Annotated in this window: 19 protein-coding genes; 10 read left to right on the forward strand and 9 right to left on the reverse strand. The window is 69.1% G+C overall.

Annotated features, from left to right (window positions below):
- Positions 1-73: 73 nt before the first annotated feature.
- A complete protein-coding gene (locus NUT86_RS03035) occupies positions 74-379 on the reverse strand; it encodes a hypothetical protein (protein ID WP_274733210.1) in 306 nt (101 codons plus the stop codon).
- A gap of 275 nt (positions 380-654) precedes the next feature.
- Here NUT86_RS03035 and NUT86_RS03040 point away from each other — a divergent pair, with 275 nt between their 5' ends.
- The gene (locus tag NUT86_RS03040) at positions 655-1,002 is read left to right on the forward strand and encodes a hypothetical protein (protein ID WP_274733211.1); all 348 of its coding nucleotides are present in this window, start codon (positions 655-657) and stop codon (positions 1,000-1,002) included.
- A 231-nt stretch (positions 1,003-1,233) separates the two neighbouring features.
- Positions 1,234-1,614: a VOC family protein gene (locus NUT86_RS03045; RefSeq protein WP_148588216.1), complete on the forward strand. Its 381-nt coding sequence runs from the start codon at positions 1,234-1,236 to the stop codon at positions 1,612-1,614.
- Positions 1,615-1,794: 180 nt separating this feature from the next.
- Here NUT86_RS03045 and NUT86_RS03050 read toward each other — a convergent pair whose 3' ends face one another.
- Both NUT86_RS03050 and NUT86_RS03055 read right to left on the reverse strand, forming a co-directional pair.
- The gene (locus tag NUT86_RS03050) at positions 1,795-2,619 is read right to left on the reverse strand and encodes a sulfotransferase domain-containing protein (RefSeq protein ID WP_159491455.1); all 825 of its coding nucleotides are present in this window, start codon (positions 2,617-2,619) and stop codon (positions 1,795-1,797) included.
- Between the two features lie 161 nt (positions 2,620-2,780).
- Positions 2,781-3,107 (reverse strand): plasmid stabilization protein, encoded by a 327-nt coding sequence (locus NUT86_RS03055; RefSeq protein ID WP_093645982.1) that lies wholly within the window; start codon positions 3,105-3,107, stop codon positions 2,781-2,783.
- A 286-nt stretch (positions 3,108-3,393) separates the two neighbouring features.
- Between NUT86_RS03055 and NUT86_RS03060 the strand changes: the two genes are divergently transcribed.
- A complete protein-coding gene (locus tag NUT86_RS03060) occupies positions 3,394-4,632 on the forward strand; it encodes a PP2C family protein-serine/threonine phosphatase (RefSeq protein ID WP_159491453.1) in 1,239 nt (412 codons plus the stop codon).
- A 332-nt stretch (positions 4,633-4,964) separates the two neighbouring features.
- Positions 4,965-5,897, forward strand: a complete 933-nt coding sequence (locus NUT86_RS03065) for an SDR family oxidoreductase (protein WP_274733214.1) — start codon at positions 4,965-4,967, stop codon at positions 5,895-5,897.
- Positions 5,898-6,087: 190 nt separating this feature from the next.
- Here NUT86_RS03065 and NUT86_RS03070 read toward each other — a convergent pair whose 3' ends face one another.
- Positions 6,088-6,279, reverse strand: a complete 192-nt coding sequence (locus tag NUT86_RS03070; RefSeq protein ID WP_030931808.1) for a hypothetical protein — start codon at positions 6,277-6,279, stop codon at positions 6,088-6,090.
- A 172-nt stretch (positions 6,280-6,451) separates the two neighbouring features.
- Between NUT86_RS03070 and NUT86_RS03075 the strand changes: the two genes are divergently transcribed.
- Positions 6,452-7,585 carry a glutathione-independent formaldehyde dehydrogenase gene (locus NUT86_RS03075; RefSeq protein ID WP_093645986.1) on the forward strand — a complete coding sequence of 378 codons (1,134 nt, stop codon included), beginning with the start codon at positions 6,452-6,454 and terminating at the stop codon, positions 7,583-7,585.
- Between the two features lie 91 nt (positions 7,586-7,676).
- Here NUT86_RS03075 and NUT86_RS03080 read toward each other — a convergent pair whose 3' ends face one another.
- The 3 genes from NUT86_RS03080 to NUT86_RS03090 form a co-directional block, all read right to left on the reverse strand.
- A complete protein-coding gene (locus NUT86_RS03080; RefSeq protein ID WP_266436942.1) occupies positions 7,677-8,045 on the reverse strand; it encodes a low affinity iron permease family protein in 369 nt (122 codons plus the stop codon).
- Between the two features lie 329 nt (positions 8,046-8,374).
- Positions 8,375-9,232: a calcium-binding protein gene (locus tag NUT86_RS03085; protein WP_274733219.1), complete on the reverse strand. Its 858-nt coding sequence runs from the start codon at positions 9,230-9,232 to the stop codon at positions 8,375-8,377.
- Positions 9,233-9,589: 357 nt separating this feature from the next.
- Positions 9,590-10,195 (reverse strand): TetR/AcrR family transcriptional regulator, encoded by a 606-nt coding sequence (locus NUT86_RS03090; RefSeq protein ID WP_148588211.1) that lies wholly within the window; start codon positions 10,193-10,195, stop codon positions 9,590-9,592.
- A gap of 31 nt (positions 10,196-10,226) precedes the next feature.
- Here NUT86_RS03090 and NUT86_RS03095 point away from each other — a divergent pair, with 31 nt between their 5' ends.
- The 3 genes from NUT86_RS03095 to NUT86_RS03105 all read left to right on the forward strand — a co-directional run bounded on the left by NUT86_RS03095 (position 10,227) and on the right by NUT86_RS03105 (position 13,524).
- Positions 10,227-12,236: a fumarylacetoacetate hydrolase family protein gene (locus NUT86_RS03095; protein ID WP_274733221.1), complete on the forward strand. Its 2,010-nt coding sequence runs from the start codon at positions 10,227-10,229 to the stop codon at positions 12,234-12,236.
- 195 nt (positions 12,237-12,431) lie between these two features.
- Positions 12,432-13,022 carry a DUF2867 domain-containing protein gene (locus tag NUT86_RS03100; protein ID WP_274733222.1) on the forward strand — a complete coding sequence of 197 codons (591 nt, stop codon included), beginning with the start codon at positions 12,432-12,434 and terminating at the stop codon, positions 13,020-13,022.
- A 223-nt stretch (positions 13,023-13,245) separates the two neighbouring features.
- Positions 13,246-13,524: an antibiotic biosynthesis monooxygenase family protein gene (locus tag NUT86_RS03105; protein WP_148588208.1), complete on the forward strand. Its 279-nt coding sequence runs from the start codon at positions 13,246-13,248 to the stop codon at positions 13,522-13,524.
- A 149-nt stretch (positions 13,525-13,673) separates the two neighbouring features.
- Here the strand turns inward: NUT86_RS03105 and NUT86_RS03110 are convergent, their stop codons facing one another.
- Positions 13,674-15,713 (reverse strand): M36 family metallopeptidase, encoded by a 2,040-nt coding sequence (locus NUT86_RS03110; protein WP_148588207.1) that lies wholly within the window; start codon positions 15,711-15,713, stop codon positions 13,674-13,676.
- A 20-nt stretch (positions 15,714-15,733) separates the two neighbouring features.
- Complete coding sequence (locus tag NUT86_RS03115) at positions 15,734-17,539, reverse strand: M20/M25/M40 family metallo-hydrolase (RefSeq protein WP_274733224.1); 1,806 nt, start codon at positions 17,537-17,539, stop codon at positions 15,734-15,736.
- Between the two features lie 586 nt (positions 17,540-18,125).
- Between NUT86_RS03115 and NUT86_RS03120 the strand changes: the two genes are divergently transcribed.
- Together NUT86_RS03120 and NUT86_RS03125 are read left to right on the forward strand one after the other, a co-directional pair.
- Entirely contained in the window at positions 18,126-18,296 is a 171-nt protein-coding gene (locus NUT86_RS03120; protein WP_167540657.1) for a hypothetical protein, read from the forward strand.
- Between the two features lie 51 nt (positions 18,297-18,347).
- Positions 18,348-18,488: a hypothetical protein gene (locus NUT86_RS03125; protein ID WP_159491435.1), complete on the forward strand. Its 141-nt coding sequence runs from the start codon at positions 18,348-18,350 to the stop codon at positions 18,486-18,488.
- Positions 18,489-18,615 lie beyond the last annotated feature (127 nt).

An 18,615-nucleotide genomic window follows, 5' to 3' on the forward strand; every position in this document is an offset into this window, starting at 1 on the left:
GTGGCCCGCTGCTGGACCTGGACCTGCGCCGCAGTCTGCGCCTCACTGGGCAGCGGTACGGCGTCGTCGGGAATCAGTCGCTGATCTCTCCGGCGGCGAAACGGCGTGCCTCGCGCCGGCCCGCGTAGCGCTCCTTGCGGTTGCCGGCCCTGACCATCTCCTGCCACTCCTTCACGCAGGAGCGGTCATTGCACCCCGCACAGCAGGTGCGACCGAGCAGCTGCATGCCGGGGTCTTCCCACCGGCAGCGGGTGTCCGCGTCCTCCTGCGTCGGGTGCGGCGGCAGATCGCAGGCACCGTAGCGGTGATCGTGGACCGGCCGGGGGTTGTGCTCCGCGTGACGCACCCACAGTGGCTTCGTCTTGTCCGTACGGGACATCTCGTTCCTTCCGGAACCCGCCGCCCGGGCTCCCGGACCTTCCGGGCGGACGGCTAGATCCACCACTTCACGGCGCCACGCTCCTTCCCTGGTCCACAGCCCCTGCCGGGCGAACGCCGCACCCTCAAGGGCCTGGCGCGGTCGGCACTTTAGGCCACGCTTCACGAGAGTCAAAGGACTTTTTGGGCTGCCGTCCACTGCCCGCCGACCGCCGCCTGGCGCCTGGCGTCTGGCGTTTGCCGCGTGAACCGGGCGTGCGTGCGGTGGGCGGCCTTGTGCCCTCGTTCTCTGACAACACAAGCTCCCCGCCGAACGACGCCGGACCGGCGGCCTGCGGGCCGTACTCACCGCGATGGGAGGATTGCTTCGGATTGCTGCCGCCCGCCTCGACCACCCTCGTCCTCGCGGTCGGCAGCGATGCCCCCGGAGCCGCCTCCGGCATGCTCGGTGGCGCCCAGTTCGCGCTGGGCGCCGCGGCCGCACCTCTACCCGGCGTCCTGGGGAGCACCACCGCCCTGTCGACGGCCGTCGTAGTGCTGGGCTTCGTTCCCTTCTCTGCGGTAGCGCTGACCACGCTCGCCCGACCGTGGCAGGGTCATGGCGAGCCAGCCGGCCAACCCTGAGTTTGCGGCATGGCGTAGAGAGACGGTCTACGTCGCGCCTCGGAGTCAGCTTCCCCACTACATGGCCAACGGCCTTGCCCGGCCACCCCGCCGCCCGGACAGAGCCGGGCCAGAAATCAATCGCCCATGCTCACCTCGTCCGGTACGGTCGCGGGATTGTTTTCACTGCTGGGCCTGTGAGGTTCGTGTGTGGCCCCCCAGGCAGTTCCCGGACCGAGAGCAGGTTTCGTTATGGCATGTCGTATCAGTGAGCTCGTACTCGGTTGCCGCGACCCTGAGGCGCTGGCGAGGTTCTGGTGCGAGGTCCTGGACTTCGTCGTGCTCGATCGTGAGCACGACGGCACGCTGGAGATCGGGCCGCGCGAAGGGTTCGGTGGTCCACAGCCGACGATCATCCTCAGTTACAGGGATGAGCCGGAGAAGGGGAAGTCCCGGCTGCACATCGATGTCAACGCCACCGACCGCGATCAGGACGCCGAGCTCGAACGCCTTCTGAAGCTTGGTGCGCGCCCGGCCGACATCGGCCAGACAGGGGAGGAGCAGTGGCATGTCCTGACCGACCCCGAAGGCAATGAGTTCTGCCTGCTCAAGGCCCGCCTCAACCCACTCTGATGCCCATCGGTCACGCCTCGGCACCAGGTACCCAGGGTCTGTCTCGAAGTCCGGTGTGACGGGCGTGTCGTGATCGTGCAGTAAGTGAGGTCTCCGGTAGAGGGTTCATCGGCCAAGAAGCACCTGCACACCGGAGACCTCATGGCACCCCGGGCTCCTGACCTCACTTTGCGACAGGCTCTAGCCGACCATGTCGGCGGCCAACGCGAGTGGTTGCCAGTCCGGGACCAGTCGGCCCTCGATCTGGGCGCCGGCATAAGCGATCTGTTGGGGCGTCAGGTAGTCACGGTAGCCGCCGACGATCCCCCGTCTGGTCTTGTACGACTCGACGTCGTCCAGGCGTCCGGGGCGGAGCTTTTCCGAGTGGAAGACGTCAGCGACCTCCATGGCGCGCATCCGGTCAAAACCGCCGAACTCCACCGCTTCCCGTAGCGTCCCGGGGCCCGGAGACGGCACACCGCAGAACTCCAGGACCCGGGCCAGCTCTCCGGTGGTGTCGGCGGCCAGCCGCTCGTAGGACGTCAGCAGGAAGCCGTCGGGTATGCCGCGGCTGGCGTACCAGATGTTCCAGAAGGCGACGCAGGTGCGGAGGCTGCCCTCCTCGGCGGCCAGAAATTCGCCCAGCTCCCCTCGATACGGGTTACCTGGCCGACGGGTGCGCTGGAAGTAGTGCGAGACCATGGTGTCCCGCAAGTCCCTGGTGAGGAAGACCACCTTGCGGCCGCGGTACCAGCTCTTGTCGCTGGAGAGCTCGTTCGGGGAGCGCCAGGCGACCCGGTCGTCGTGCCAGAAGATGATCCGCGGGATGGCCGGTTCGACCTCGCAGAACGCGGTGAGCTGCAGGTCCGCGCAGACCTCCATCGGCAACCCCCAGCCGGCCGAGATGGCCTTCGCCATCATGACGCGGAGCCAGGTGCGACCGCACTTGGGAAAAGAGATGACAACGACCTCGGCGGAGTCCGCGGCGTCCCAGGAGCCCTCCTGGGACGGGGTGGGGAGCGTCATGCCCGTCAGTGTCCGCAAGCGTCGGCCGGCGGACAAGGGCGCACTATGCGCCACACCTGTCGCCGCCGGCACCCCTCTCTACGGCCAGGCCAGGACAGGAAAGGCCGTAGCCATGACACCGGACGGCCGGCGCAGGCAGCCGGCTGCCAAATGCCCCTCCCCTAGCGGCCGAGAGCTTTGCGGAGCTCTTCCTTGTTCATGTGGGAGCGGCCGTCGATGTTCTTCCGCTTGGCCTCCTCGTACAGCTGGTCCTTCGTGGGGCCCTGCGGACCACTGTGGGAGCGCTCGCCGCCGCGCTGAGAGGCGGATTTGGAGTCGCGGAGCGAGGCCTTGCCCGCGGACTTCGCTTCCCCGGAGCGGGCACGTTCCTTGTTCACCGTGCGCGCGGCGATCTCCTTGGCGCGCTTCTCCGAGACGCCGTGCTCCAGCGCGTTCTCCTTGATGTGCTCGTACTGCCGCTCACGCTTCTTGTCCGAACCTGCCGGCATGCTGCAGCTCCTTGATCGAGTGGGGCGTCATGCGTGTGCTGAAGGGCGCCTGCCCACCGCCGGCGCGTCCACTGTCTGCGGCGGTGCCTCTACCACTCCACTCGCAAAGGGCGCGGTGCGCGACAGGAGAGAGCCGGTCAGGCAGCGTCTGTGCAGCCGAATGGTGGAGGAGGTCCGCCGGAGGGGGCTCGGGCTCCTCCGGTCGTGGGCGGGCGGGTGCGGCGGGCGGACCGTAGCGTGAGGAGGCGGAGCCGGCGGCACGGAGAAGGGTAGGGAGGCGGCGGCGATGTCAGGGATCGACTACGCGGCGCTGTTCGCCGCCACGCCGAGCCCCTACCTGGTGCTGGGGCCGGACCTGGTGATCGTGGAAGTCAACCAGGCCTACCTGGACGCGACCAGGCGCACCAGAAATGACCTGCTCGGACGGCATATCTTCGATGCCTTCCCGGACAACCCCGCCGACCCCGAGGCCGACGGCGTACGGAACCTGAACGCCTCGCTGCACCGCGTCCTGACCTCGCGTGAGCCCGACACGATGGCCCTGCAGAAGTACGACATCCCCCTCGTGGGCCGTCCCGGGGCGTTCGAGGAGCGCTGGTGGTCCCCGGTCAACACGCCGATCCCCGGGCCGGACGGGGCGGTGGCCTGGATCATTCACCGGGTCGAGGACGTGACCGCATTCGTCCAGGCCCGCACCGGACGCGACCGGCCGCCGACCGGGCAGCTCACCGAGCGCGAGGCCCTGGAGGCCGAGCTGTATGCCAGGGCGCGTGAGCTGCAGCGGCTGAACGAGGAGCTGCGCCAGGCCCACACCCGTGAGCGCCAGGTGGCCGTCACCCTGCAGGAGGCCATGCTCCAGTCACCGGATCTGGCCCGGCACCGGGAAGTCGCGGTGCGCTATCTGCCGGCCGCCGGATCGCTGAACGTGTGCGGCGACTGGTACGACATGGTCGACCTGCCCGACGGCCGCTTCGCGGTGGCGGTCGGCGACGTCGTCGGCCACGGCCTGGAGGCCGCCGCGGCCATGGGCATGCTGCGCAGCGCCCTGAGCGCCGCGATTCGCGCCCTGGAGCGGCCCGCCCAGGCGCTGGAGGTGCTGGGTCTGTACGCCCGATCGGTCGAGGGCGCACTGAACACCACCGCCGTCAAAGCGCTGGTGGATCCCCGCAGCCGCCTGATCATCTACAGCAACGCGGGGCATCCGCCCCCGGTCCTGGTGCATGCAGACGGCAGCCATGAGCTGCTGGACCAGGCCACCGACCCGCCGCTGGGCGCCCGTCCCCAGCACGTTCCCCGGCCCCAGGCCGGCCTGGCCTACAGCCCCGGGGACACCCTCGTGCTGTACACCGATGGGCTGATCGAACGCCGCGATGAGGACATCGACGCCGGACTCTCCCGGCTGACCGACGCCCTCAGCAGCTTCCGGGCCCTGAGCCCGGAACGCCTGGCCGACGCCCTGCTCGCCCACCTCGGCCTCACCGGCGGCGCCCGCGACGACATCGCTTTGATCATCACCCGGTTGTGACGGGGGCTTCGCCGCCAGAGGGTCTCCCCCTAGGTGGCCTTCTCCGGGTGTGCGGTGAACTCCGCCGACCGGCCGAGTTGTTGGAGCAGGGTGGCGATCGCCAGGCCGGCGAGATCGCCGTCGTGACCCAGGCCGGCAAGGTTCGCCATCATGACCGGGGACCGGCCAGGCAGACAGGGCGTCAGGCATCGGCCTGCCGTGCCGCCCGGCGGTACCCGACCGACCGTGCCTATGGTGATCACACCTCTCCCCCGTGCCCCGGCGGACCGGCTGGAGGGGGCCTGCGGCTTGACCACTGTCCCTTCTGCCTCGGATCTGCCTCGGAGTACGACGTGGGAAACAAGACGACGCCCTTGGCGGGGCGGCTCGCAGTGGTGACGGGCGCGGCCCGCGGGGTCGGCGCGGGCATTGCCCGGGAACTGGCCCGGTACGGTGCGCGGGTCGTCGTACTCGGCCGGGAGGAGGAGTCGCTCGCCCGACTGGCGGACTCGCTCCCCGTCGAAGCGCACACCTTCGAGGTGGACGTCACCGATGACGCGGCGATGGACCGCGTGGCCGCCCGGATTCATGACCGCATCGGCCCGCCGTCCGTAGTCGTTGCCAACGCCGGTGTGGCCGAGGGAGGCCCGTTCGTCACCTCGGATCCGGCCACCTGGCGGCGGGTCATCGAGGTGAACCTCATCGGCAGCGCGATCACCGCGCGGGCCTTCCTTCCCGGCCTGCTGGCCACGCGCGGATACTTCCTGCAGATCGCCTCGACGGCCGCCTTCGGGCCGGCGCCCATGATGAGTGCGTACTGCGCCTCCAAGGCCGGTGTGGAGTCCTTCGCCCAGTGCCTGCGTGCCGAACTCGGTCACCAAGGAGTCGGTGTCGGTATCGCCTACCTGAACTGGACCGATACCGACATGATCCGCGACGCGGACCAGCACGGGGTACTACGGGAACTGCGCGCCCACATGCCGCCACCGGCCAGACGCGTCCACCCCGTCGAGAAGGTCGCCGCACGCCTCGTGACAGCGGTCGAACGCCGCTCCTCCACCGTCTACGCGCCCTCATGGCTGCGCCTCGCACAGCCGGTCCGACCCGTACTGCCACCCCTGGTCACCTGGATCTCCCGCCGGGAACTGCCCCGGCTCGCTGAACGGGTCCGCTTCGACGCCACAGGACTCCTCGGCACCGGTGGCCGCGCAGACCGGACGGCGGATTCAGATCGGACGGCGGGGACGGACGGGACGGCGGGTACACAGGGGACGCACGGGGTGTAGCAGCATCCGCGGGTCCGGGGCTCGGTTCCGGGCGCGGGCGCGGGCGCGGGCTCGGGCGCGGGCGCGGGCGCGGGCTGGGCTTGGCTGGGCTGGGCGGGTATCTCGCGCTCTGCCTCGGTCAGCCGGTCTGTACGGCGAAGTCGCACACAGGCCCGGTCAACGGCAGCGGTCAGCGGTCAGCGGTCAGCGGTCAGCGGTCAGCGATGTCCTCACGGAGGCCGTCGGAGAATTCCCACCACGACAGGGGGAGCCAGTCGCCGTTCACAAAGGCATCGACCGTCGCACCGCGACCACGGACAGTAACCGTGGTTCCAGGCGGATACGTGGTGCCGGACAGGCCGGGCACCGGGACGAGCAGGGTCCCGAGTCGCTGTGCTGCCACGTGTCGCCCTCCCTCTTTCGTTTCTCGGTGCGACATTGCGATACCGGAGTGGATATTCCCTCTCACATTAGCGGCTTGCCCCGCCCAGCAGACCGGAGAATCATGAGTGATAGCTCACGTCAAAGGGGCGGGGAATCCATGCGCACTCTTCGCTGAGCGGGAGGTGGCAGCAATGAAGGCCGTCGTCTACAAAGGACCGTTCACCGTGGCTGTCGAGAATGTCGACAAGCCCGGTATCCAGCACCCCAACGAGGTGATCGTAAAGGTCACCTCCACCGCGATCTGCGGCTCGGACCTGCATATGTACGAAGGGCGTACGGCAGCCGAGCCCGGCATCGTCTTCGGGCACGAGAACATGGGAATCATCGAGGAAGTCGGCCAGGGCGTCACCTCCCTCAAGGAGGGTGACCGGGTCGTCATGCCCTTCAATGTCGCCTGCGGATTCTGCGACAATTGCGTCGAGGGATTCACGGGTTTCTGTCAAACCGTCAATCCGGGATTTGCGGGCGGCGCTTACGGCTATGTCGCCATGGGACCCTGGTCGGGCGGCCAGGCCGAATATCTGCGCGTACCCTATGCCGACTTCAACTGCCTGAAGCTGCCACCGGGAAACGAGCACGAGACCGACTTCATCCTGCTCGCCGACATCTTCCCCACCGGCTACCACGGCTGTGAACTCGCACAGGTACGTCCCGGGGAGAACGTCGCGGTGTACGGCGGCGGGCCGGTCGGGCTGATGGCCGCCTACTCGGCGCTGCTGCGCGGCGCGAGCAAGGTATTCGTCGTGGACCGGGTGCCCGAGCGGCTGGCGAAGGCCGAGGAGATCGGCGCGGTCCCGATCAACTTCGCCGAGGGCGACCCGGTGCAGCAGATCAAGGATCTGACGGAGGGCGTCGGCACGGACAAGGGCGTGGACGCCGTCGGCTACCAGGCGATGGCACACGGCGCGGCACGCGAGGAACCGGCGACCGTTCTGAACTCGCTCGTCGACACGGTCCGGGCGACCGGCGCCCTTGGCGTACCGGGCCTGTATGTTCCCGCGGATCCGGGCGGCCCGGATGAGCAGGCCAAACGGGGCATGCTCCTCGTCTCGATCGGCAAGCTCTTCGAGAAGGGCCTGCGGATGGGTACGGGGCAGTGCAACGTGAAGCGCTACAACCGGTTCCTGCGCGACATGATCATCGAGGGCCGGGCAAAGCCGAGCTTCGTCGTCTCGCATGACCTGCCCCTGGACCAGGCCCCCTCGGCATACGACAAGTTCGACAAGCGCATCGAGGGCTACACCAAGGTCGTCCTGCATCCCTAGGACGTGTCCGCAAAGCCCCGTCCGGCCCGCGAGAAACCCCGGTCGGCCGCGCCTGCGGGCCGGCTGCAGGAAGCCTTCCATTCGGGCGGGGCTACGTCTCTTCTTCCAAGCGGATCACCTTCTTGAGGTCCTCCGCCGCCTGGCCACCCCGGCCTTCATGGGACTCCAGCAGGGCGGCTGCCAAGGCGTCGAGTTTCCGCTGGATCGCATGTTCCGCGCGGAGCTCGGAATTCTTCAGCAAGGCGAGAAGGAGCAGGGTCACCGCGGCCATCAGGTCCCCCGCCATCAGCTGCCAGGCCAGGGGCAGATGCGCGAAATGGGCGGCAAGAAAGAACGCGATCAGAGCGAGGCAGACCACGAAGAAGGCGGGAGAGCTGGTGAAATGCGAGGATTTGGCGGCCAGTTGGGCGAACCGCCCCCGCTGCGTTCCGCCCCGCTCCACGGGGTGCCGAAGGGTCATGGCACCTGGATACTCAAGCGGATCGCTCCGCGGACAGCGCCATGCCGAAGGCGCCAGGGTTTTTCACTTCAACAGCGACGGGCCCGGGCGCGCCGACAGCACGCCGGACCGTCACAGATCTCCTGCCTGCCGGTCTCCTACGCACTGGTCTCCTGCCTGCCGGTCACCTATCACACCGGGCTCCTGCACACCGGCGTCGAGGAGATCCGGGCGGCAGCAGCCGCCATGGTGCCGGCCGCCCGGAACGGAGCGGTTGCCCGTCCATCCCGGGCGGCCGGCACCCATCGCTCCACACCGCATCAAGGGGCCGAAGTCCCCCCTCGTACGGCCTACTTCACGTCGAGGAAGTCGCTCGTGGAGGTCACCGACGAGGTCGTTGACGTACCGGCGAAGGCGTAGCGCCAGTCCCCGTCGGCGGAAGCCTTCACGGTGGTCTTCAGGTTGCCGTGGCTGTCCGACTTGATGGTCTTGACCGTGCTGAAGCTGCCGGCGCCCTTCTTGCGGAACTGCAGCTGCACGGACTGCTGGGTGTAGCCCGCGTACTTGTCGGTGTCCCAGTTGGCGCGGGTCAGGGCACCGGCGACCGTGACGGTCTTGCCCTTCACCACGGGCTCCGGCGAGGCGTTGGTGGTCAGCCGCGACGCCCGCTTGACCCAGGAGGACTTGTAGGAGTCCTGGGTGGTGTAGTCGCCGTCCTTGCCCACGGCGGACGCGAACACGTGCCACCGGCCGGCGAGGATGTTGCCGTAGACGGTGGACGCCGGGTCAGCAACGAGGGTGACCGAGCAGGTGGCGGTGGTGGCGTTGACCGTCTTGCAGGTGCCGTGGTCGACGCTCGGGGTCATGGCGCCGTCGACACCGGTCTTCAGGTCGGTGCCGTGCCACAGGAACGCATAGCCGTCATAGATGCCGGCCGGGTCGGTGGCGGTCACCGAGACGGTGTACGTCTTCTTCAGGCTGGTGCCGACGACTATGTCCTTGCCGCCGTTGACGGTGACATTCGTGATCTTGGTGTCGCCCCGCGCGTCGTCCGCCACGGCCTTGGCGGGAGACTTCGCAGTGAACGGAGAGAGCTGCGCCTTGACGGCGTGGGCGCCCGGGTTGTCCGCGGCCTGTGCGGTCGGGACGGCGAGGGCGGAGAGGGCCAGGGCGCCGGACAGTGCGGCAACAGTGGCTCGAGTGCGCATGTATTCCTCGAATAGGAAGGGGCCCCGCGGCGTGGGACGCGTTCGACGGGACCCGGATCGGTCTGGAGTCCGCTGACTCCGAAGACCAGACCCCGAACAGATGTGAATGGTTGTACATCTGCATGGATTTTTTGTGAACGCCTGCCGTGGGTGGGGCAGCCGACCAGCCCTCAGGAGCCCTCGGCGCTCAACAGGAACCGGTGGGTGGGCAGTTCATACCCGTCAGCTCCCGCCGATCCGGCCCTCACCCGTCGGCGGAGGGGCGGATCAGCTGCGGCATCATTCAGCACCTCGCCCCGTCCCGTCGGCGCACCCCTCCCCCACGCCCCGGACAACTCACGCACGCAGGTCCCTGGCTCATTCCCCGGTCGGCAGCACCGCCGCCGTCACCAGCGTGCGCAGCGCGGCCAACGCCTGCTCGGGGTCGACGCGGTCGGGCGCCAGCAGCCACTGCTGATGGATGCCGATCCCGGCACCGATGATCGTGACGGCCAGCGTCTCGGCGGACAGCCCGGGCGGTAGCGGCAGCCGCTCCAGCCATCGTCTGCAGTGGTCGCGCAGGGTGTTGTGGATCTCGACGTAACGGCCGTGGATCGGCGAGCCCGGTTCCAGCGCCTCCACCAGGAGCGTGACGAAGAGCTTGGTCGTGGGCTGCGCGAACAGCGCGTCGGCGCCGCCCATCAGGCGGTCGAACCCCGCTTCCGCCTCCTCCGGCGCCGCCAACTCCCCTGGCTCCTCGATGAGTTCGGCGCGGATCAGGTCCACCGAGCGTTCGAGGACGGCCAGCAGGAGACCTTCCTTGCTGCCGAAGTGCCACGGGATCGATCCCCTGCTGATGCCGGACCGCTCAGCCACGTCGGCGAACGTCGTCTGCCGGTAGCCCTTCGCCGCGAACAGCTCCGCCGCCGCCCTGAGGATCAGCTCGCTGCTCTCGTGACTGGTCTGCTCTCGTCGCGTTGTCACGCCACCTCCTCTGTGCTAGCAATAATATTCTATGCTGGCCAACACAGGGGGTGTTTTGCGCTTCGTCACCTACGCCTCGGCCGACGGCGACCGGACCGGCGTCCTCAACGGCGAGCTGATCCATGCGTTACCGGAAGGCACCTCCCTGCTCGGACTGCTCGGCCCCGCGCTGCGGCAGGCTGGCGAGCGCGCACTCACCGAGCCCGCTGACGTCGTCGCGCTCACCGACGTCACGCTGAAGCCCCCCATCCCCAGGCCACCGTCCATACGGGACTGCCTGTGCTTCCTCGACCACCTGCGCGCCTGCCGCAAAGCAGCCGGCGACACGGGAGTGCTGGAGCCGGTCTGGTACGAGATCCCCGCCTTCTACTTCGCCAACCCGGCCACCGTCATCGGCCCCCACGACGACGTGCCCATCTCCCCCGGCAGCGCCTGGTTCGACTTCGAGCTGGAAATCGCCGCGGTGATCGGCACCGCGGGGCGCGATCTGACGCCCGAACAGGCCGAGGGCCATATCGCCGGCTACACCCTCTTCTGTGACTGGAGCGCCCGCGACCTCCAGGGGCTGGAGAGCCAGCTCAAGATCGGCCAGGCGAAGGGCAAGGACGGCGCGTCCACGCTCGGGCCGTGGCTGGTCACGCCCGACGAGCTGCCCTTCGGCCCGGACGGCAGGCTCGCGCTCCAGGTGCGGGCCGAGGTCAACGGCGAGCCGGTCGGCGCGGGCCGTACCGACTCCATGGACTGGTCCTTCGGCGAGGTCATCTCCTACGCCTCCCGCGGAGTCGAGCTCCGGCCGGGCGAGGTCTTCGGCTCGGGCACCGTTCCCGGCTGCTGTCTGGCCGAACACCTCGATTTCGGCGATCTCGCGGCGTTCCGCGGCTGGCTCAAGGACGGCGATGTGGTCTCGCTGCGCGCCGAGGGGCTGGGCGAGGTCCGGCAGACCGTGCGGGCAAGTGCCCCTCCGCCTCCGCTCGCCGCCCGGCCCGACCCGGCTGCGAAGCCCCGTCGGCCGCGGGTCAACCCGGCCGCCTCCGCCCTGCCGTACACCAAGGGGCTGCACCAGGTCGGTGACGGCGTGTGGGCGTGGCTGCTGCCCGACGGCGGGTACGGCTGGAGCAATGCGGGGCTCATCGCGGGCGACGGCGCCTCCTTGCTGGTCGACACGCTCTACGATCTGCCGCTGACCGCCGAGATGCTGTCGGGCATGCGGCCGGTCACGGACCGGAACCCACTGAGCCACGCCGTGCTCACCCACGCCAACGGCGACCACACCCACGGCGGTCAGCTGCTTCCCGCCTCGACGCGCGTCATCGCCGCCGAGGGGACGGCACACGAGATGCGCACCGAAATGGCACCCGAACTGACCGCGGCCCTCCAGGTCATGGATCTCGGTCCGACGCTCACGCCGTATCTGCGCGACCGCTTCGGACGGTTCGACTTCGGCGGCATCCGTCTGCGCACTCCCGACCAGACCTTCGACCGACGGCTCACCCTCGACGTGGGCGGTCGCGAGGTGCATCTGATCGATCTCGGCCCCGCCCACACCGAGGCCGACACGGTGGTGCACGTTCCTGACGCGGGGGTGCTCTTCGCGGGCGACCTGTTGTTCATCGGGTGCACTCCGATCGTATGGAGCGGCCCCATCGCCAACTGGATCGCCGCCTGCGACGTGATGATCGGCCTCGGCGCGTCGACGGTGGTGCCGGGCCACGGCCCGGTGACGGATGCCGACGGAATCCGAGCCGTCCGCGACTACTTCCGCCACATCGTCGAACAGGCCGACGCCGCCTACGCCAAGGGGCTCGACTTCCAGGAGGCGGCGTTCGGGGCCGATCTGGCCGAGTACGCCGGCTGGCTGGACGCGGAACGGGTCGTGGTCAACATCTACCGGCGCTATCGCGAGATCCATCCCGACCAGCCGGTGCTCGACAGGTTCGCCCTGTTCGCCCTGATGGCCGAGTGGGACAGTCGTCGGCAGTCGTGTGCCCCACGGTCCGCAAGCCGCGTGGTCTCCCGCGGAGCCGGGTTCGAACCGTCATGACCCGTCGGCCAGATCGTCGCACTCGCCCTCGTCGGCGTACGCAAGTGCGGTGGAACGCCGCCTCGCCCGGCCTGGCTCCCGCTTCCGCTCCCGCTCCCGCTTCCCACGACGCGCCATTCGCGGCCGGCTCCGCCGTCGGGTGCGCGGGCTCAGCCCCCGTGCCACGTACTCCTATGAACTGAAGGCGGTCCCCTGATGAAACTCCCGAACACCGCACACTCCTCCCACCCCTGGCGGATCCACGCCCTCACACCCGACTTCCGGCTCGAGGACGTTTGGGCGCTGCCGACACCTGGCGGTCCTGACGACCTGATGCGGCTGGTGCGGCAAATGACCTCCGGCAACGGGCGGTTCTCCGGAGCCACCCGCACGCTCTTCGCACTCCGCTGGAAGCTCGGGGCACTGCTCGGCTGGGATCGGCCCGGCTCCGGTATCGGCGCCCGGGTGCAGACTCTGCGCGACAGGCTGCCGGCGGATCTCCGCGACGCACCGCCCGGACCGGGCTTCCGAGCGGTCCCGCTCACCCCCGTCTATCTGACGGACAACGAGTGGGCGGCGGAGGTGGCCAACCGGACCGTGCACGCGGTGATGCACATCGGCTGGGTACCGGACGAGTCCGGTGGCTACCGCGGTCAGATGGCTGTCCTGGTGAAGCCGAACGGCCTGTCCGGGAAGGCCTACATGGCCGTGATCAGGCCGCTCCGACATCTGATCGTGGATCCGGCGCTGATGCGGAAGATCGGACGCGCCTGGCGGAGCCGGGACGAAGACCGGCGTGCGGGATAGCTGGTTCCGGCCGGGGCCCGCGTCGGCCGACGGCACCCACACCGTCCCCGCCGTCCGCGCCGTCCGCGCCGTCCGCGAGGACGTTGCCCGGACCGGCCGACCACGACACCAGCCCTCTGGACGGGCGCCTCCGCCACCGGCCGCACCACCGAATGGCCCCGCTCAGAAACCGCTGACAACCGAGACCGAAGACCCATCATCGAGCATCGCCAAGGAGAGCATCATGAAGGTCGGAATGGTAGCGAGCCACTATCCGCACGCCGCTTACCGTGAGGAGTTCATCTCGCGCGTCCATCAAGTCCGCGCGGTGTTCCTGCGGACCCCGGGATGCCTTTCGGCTGAGTGCTGGGTGTCCGCCGACGCGGTGGTGTCGATCGTGCAATGGGAATCCGAGGAAGCCTCCGCCGCCTCCTTCGCCACCGTCGCGGCGGCAGGACTGGACCTCGCCTTTGACGAGCGTGAATCGCGCCCGCGCGAGATCGTCCGGCTCGCGGCGTGCTGACGTCACTTCTCTCTCTCGACGCGCAGCCACGGCAGTTACCGCGCATCTGAAGCGGCCCGCCGTCGGGGGCCCGCTCGCCGCACCACCTATCGGGCGGGCGGGTCCCCCTCGGGCACTCCCGTGACCGGCAGGGGCTGGCGGTGTCGCCCCTAGTCCTCGTGCCCCGCCGGCGGCATCGCCGTGCCACCCCGGCACCCCGTGAAGGTGGCGTTCGGGCAGGAGGCGTCGAAGCCCATCTCGTACCGTGCGAAGGCTTTCCAGGCGGCGTTCCGCACTGCGGTGTACTCGGTACTGGTCAGCGGTCCGCCCTTCATCGCCTTGAAGGCCCGCAGGATGGCGTCGCGTGCCACGAGGAACGAGGGGTTCTTCGGTGTCAGCTTCATGCCGTCGACGACCGCCTGCCATGTCACCTGGTAGCCCCGCTCCTTGTTGTCGAGGGCGGTGGCGACCTTGCGGGTCAGTTCCATGAGTGCCGCGCACCAGATCTCGCCGACGTCATGGACTTCCTGGTAGGTCAGATCGCGGTTGCCGGCGCCCGCGACCTCTCCCTGCCCCTTGCCGATGTCTCCGAAGGCGCCAGGGTACTGCGAGTCGTAGGGCCGTTGCCGGATGCCTTTCGAGCTGTTGACCACCCAGTTGCCGACGACATCGCGTTCCTGGGGGTTCGAGAAGTTCCTGGTGGTGAGGGCGAAGTAGTCTCCCCAGCCCTCACCCATCGCGACCGACTGGTCCTCCTCGAGGCCGTTCGCGTCGAACAGGCCGCCGACGAGACGGTTCGACACCCCGTGGCAGAACTCGTGGAGGACGACGTCGAAGTCGTCGGCCGTGTGGCGGCCGGTGTCGGTGACCAGTCCCATGTTCATCACGGCTTCCAGGCCGTCGGCCCGGGTGGCCATGTTGGCCGTACCGAACACCGCCCCCGGGTGCGCGAGGGCCCGGACGGGGTCCGCCCCCCTTCCCAGGCCCGTCACGTTCGTGGTCTGGAAGTTGCCCTGGTCCTCCGTGAAGCCGAGCATCATGAAGAGGTCGTGGGCGAAATTGCAGAAGTAGAAGATGTTGGTGACGAATTGCTCGGGGCTGTCCTGCGGCGGGTCGAAGAGGCTGTTGCCCTCGGCGTCGATCGTGACCTCGACGGGTCGGCGGGTCTTCCCATTGAGCGCGCGTACGTTGTTGCCCTCGGTCGACACCTTCCCATTGTGGGTCTCTGCCCAGGGCAGCGGGAAACCGGCGGGCAACCCCGCGGACACCACGGTCGGATAGCCGTTCGCGGGCACGGGGAACGGGACGGTGTCAAAGGTGCTCTCGGCCGGATTGCGCTGGAAGACACGTCCCGCGACCGCGTGCCGGACCGTGTCGTAGAAGTAGAGGATCTCGGGCTCGTCCGGGTTCGCGGTCCGGTCGTCGGCCTCGACGAAGGCGTGGTACTGAGCGGCCAGTTTCTCTCGGGAGAAGGTGAACATCCAGGTGAGGCGGGCATCTTCGCCCATGTACAGATACACGAGCCGGGCCGGGACGGCTTCCTCGAACGGTCCCTTGCTGAACGTCATCGGCTGATCGTTCCGCGCCTGGTGCGACAGGCGCTCGAAGCCGTCCGATATGTCGAGGCGCGGGAGTTCGTCGTCGCCGAAGACTCCGCGGAGCGTTGTCGGCTCGGCGGCCTTCGCGGCCGCCACCCGCAGCGCCACCTCGGCCGGGACCACCGGTCTGGTCGGCAGGGTCGCCGGTGCGCTCACCGTGTCGCCGATGACCCGGTCGACGGTGCCGTCCTCGAACATCCACACCTTCGGCGCCATGGCCCACACCTCGATGCCGTTGAGCACCTGCTGCAGGCTGACGACGCGCAGTCCCTCGCTCGTCGTCATCACATTCGGGTCGGCCTCGAATTCCACCGGCTCGCCCGCCGCGAAGCCGATCGCCTCGGCGACCGACGTGACGTACTGCTTGGCCTGGGCGATATAGCCGTTGTCGGGCATGGGCACCGACTCGTCCGTGCCGGTGAAGCCGGGAGCACCGGTCACCCTCAGCTCCGTCAGATGCCCGGTGAAGCGGTTCACTTTGCTGCGGTCCGCCACGAGGGTGTGGTCGACCTCCGCCGCCACCCGTTCGGTGTCGTCCAGGAAGGCGTCGGCTTCGGCGACACTGGCCAAGCGGTCGTAGTTCTTGTTCCGCCTGTCGATCATTACGCTCATGGCGTGCTCCTTGGGAGGGTTCAGAGGCCCGCGAGCGTGAGTGCCGCCGCTGCGACCGTGCGGGCGATCGCGGCGGCGTAGTCCGTGTCGTGGTCCTCGTCGAGGAGGGTGTCGCCCGGCATGTGGTACTGCCGGGTGCCGGTCGCGGGCGCGGTGTCGTCGAAGAAGTTCTCGCAGACGGCGGCAGCTGCCCAACCGCGTTCATGGAAGCTTGCGTGATCGCTCCGCCCGGCGGCCGGGTCGCCGGAACCCGCGAGCGCTTGGAGCGAGAAGTCGGCCGCGACCGCCGGGGCGGCCTGGGCGACGAGACCCCCGAGCGCGTCGGAGGCGCCCACGACCGGGCCGGGGACCGACGAACCCGTGTGGATCTCCATCGTGGGTGTGCCGCCCTGGAAGCCCGCGATCATGTCCATCTGGAGCACGCCGACGATCCGGTCGCCGGCCGCGGCCGCCGCACGCGCATAGGCCTTGCTGCCGACGAGGCCCTGCTCCTCGGCGTTGAAGAGGACGAAGCGTATGGTCCGTGCCGGTGCCCTGCCCTCGGCGATCATCGCGCTCAGGCACTCGGCCGTGGCCAGGACCGCCGCCGTACCGCTCCCGTCGTCGTCGGCGCCGGGTGCCGGGTCCAGGGCGGGGTCGTAGGGGCGCGGCCGGCCGCTGCTGTCGAAGAACTCGCCCCTGGCCGCGGTCGAATCGAGATGTGCCGTGATGAGCACGGCGGAGTCCGCTGCCGCGACCGGGAATTCCGCTTCGACATTGGAGAGCCTGCGCCCCCGCCATGAGAACTCATGGCGTCTGACCGTCAGGCCGAGGTCATGGAGCCGGCGGGCGAGTGCGCTGACCACGAGGGCGTTGTCCGGGCTCGCCGCGTCGCGGCTGCGTACCTTCAAGGGGTCGCCCTCGACGAGCGGGGCGATGCCGGAGATACGGGCGACGTGGCCGCGCATGGCCGCGGGGGTGATGGCCGCACGTACCGCGGCGACGGTCTCCGGAGAGGGCACCCCGTTCGCGAACTCATCGGCGAATCCCCGGACTTGGGCCTCGCCCGGCCGGGAGAGGAGAGCCGGGTCGGGAAGCAGCCGCTCCGTGTGCCCGGGTTTGGCCTCCGCGATGTGCAGGTCCTCGATGGGGGTGCCGGCCGCGGCGGCGACATAGACGCCGCCCGGAGCCGGGCCGAGAGAGGCTACCGACTGCTCCGGCCCGTCGAGTGCGCCCGCGATGAAGGTGAACGCCGACTCGGCGCGCAGAGTGGCCTCCGCCGTTTCCTTGGCTGTGCCCGAGACATGGGTGAGCGCCTCCGGGAGGGAAACCGGACGGTCGTCGCGCATCAGGAAGGCAGTGGTCTCCGCCACCTCGCCCCGCAGGTCGGCCGTGAACCCGCCCTGCTCAAGTGCGGCCACACCCCGCGCGGTCGCCATGACGAGGACGAGGTGGGCGGAGGCCACATGGACCGGAACGACCTCACCGGTGTGCGCGATCGCCTCAAGGTCGGCCAGACTCCGGTCCGCCGGCACCTCGATGCGTGCCCAGAACACCGGGCGGCCCTCGACGGCGGCGAACGTGAAGACCGGGTGCGGGGCGGCCCGCATTCCCGCTTCGCGGGCGAACGCACGCTCATCCGGATCCTCGCCCACGAAAACGCAGTCGTCGGCCCCGACGCCCGCGCTCGCCACCGCGCCGTCGAAGATCCCGCGAGAGGTCTTTTCACCCCAGTGAAGAAGGCCCTCGTCCGTGAAACGGCCCGCAAAGGCCGCATGCAAAGCCGCCACCGCGCGGGCGCGCGCCGCCTCCCCCGTGCCCGGGTTCGAAATGATGCCTTTCCGCATGCCCGCTGACGCGTCAAGAACTTCGAAAACACGGGGCCGTGGGCGGAGAGTCAATGAGCCGTCGGCCCCGATGCTCGCGTCCGCGAGCGTTTCACCGATATCGAAGAAGAGCACGGGCATCTCGGCGCCTCCGTAAAAGAGCGCGCCCCCGACCGGGCTCCGCGGTGCCCCGAACCCGGGCCCCGTATTCGTGGGGCGTGCAAGCGTGCAAAGCGGGCTACGGCTGCGGCTGCGTGCGCGCTGCTACGAAAGCCCCGCCCTCTCCATTGTCCGTGGGCTGACGCGTTCTCGCATCCTGAGTCGGACCTCCTCGCGCACGTCCCCGCCATTGATCACATTCGCCGTATGACGCCTCGTCAGGCGCGGTTCGTCGAAGGCAGAGCGATGCCCCAACCCGCGCTTGCTTACGGGGCTTCCTGCTCTCCCTCCGCTTCCTCCCTCCCTTTCATCACGCCCGCTACGCGACGCCGATTGATGACTTCCGGCATCCACCGTCCGCCCGAAATGCACTCCGAAATGCACTCTTCTTACGCGCATGCAAGTCTGGTACCGGTTCATCGTTCGAGATCCGCCAGGAGGCACGACCGTGGGCAAGAAACAGAGCCGGCAGAATCGCGGCGCCCGCACCGGCGGCCATGAACGCAGCGCCGCCGCGGAAGCGAAGGAAAAGGCGAAGGCGTCGGCCCCGCAGGAGCCGGAGCAGTCGATGACGAAGCACGTCGCCCACAAGGCCCAGCGGAAGTTCGGCCACAACTGATCTTCGGCGGCCGGGCGCGGTCAGTCGCGGTCGAGAAACGGCTGCCGCCTGGTGGTGAAGGTCGTTGCCGAGGCCAAGCGGTCCCCCGCCCACAGACTCCGTCGCAGGCTTCTCGCCTGCGGTGATCTCGTCATGATGCGCAAACAGCCCCTGACCCTCAAGAAGCCGGCCGAACGGGACGGCGTCGACTGAGGGCCGCCCCGTAGGAGGGACCTCCGGATACTGGGCGCATCCGGAGGTCCCGACAACGCGGCGAGGGGCACCTCCCGGCGTGAACCGGGGAAGTGCCGAAGCTGCCGTCGTGCGCCGCCAGAGGATT

It is taken from the genome of Streptomyces sp. G7(2002) (assembly GCF_028870195.1).
In the GTDB taxonomy this organism is placed as follows: domain Bacteria; phylum Actinomycetota; class Actinomycetes; order Streptomycetales; family Streptomycetaceae; genus Streptomyces; species Streptomyces nigrescens.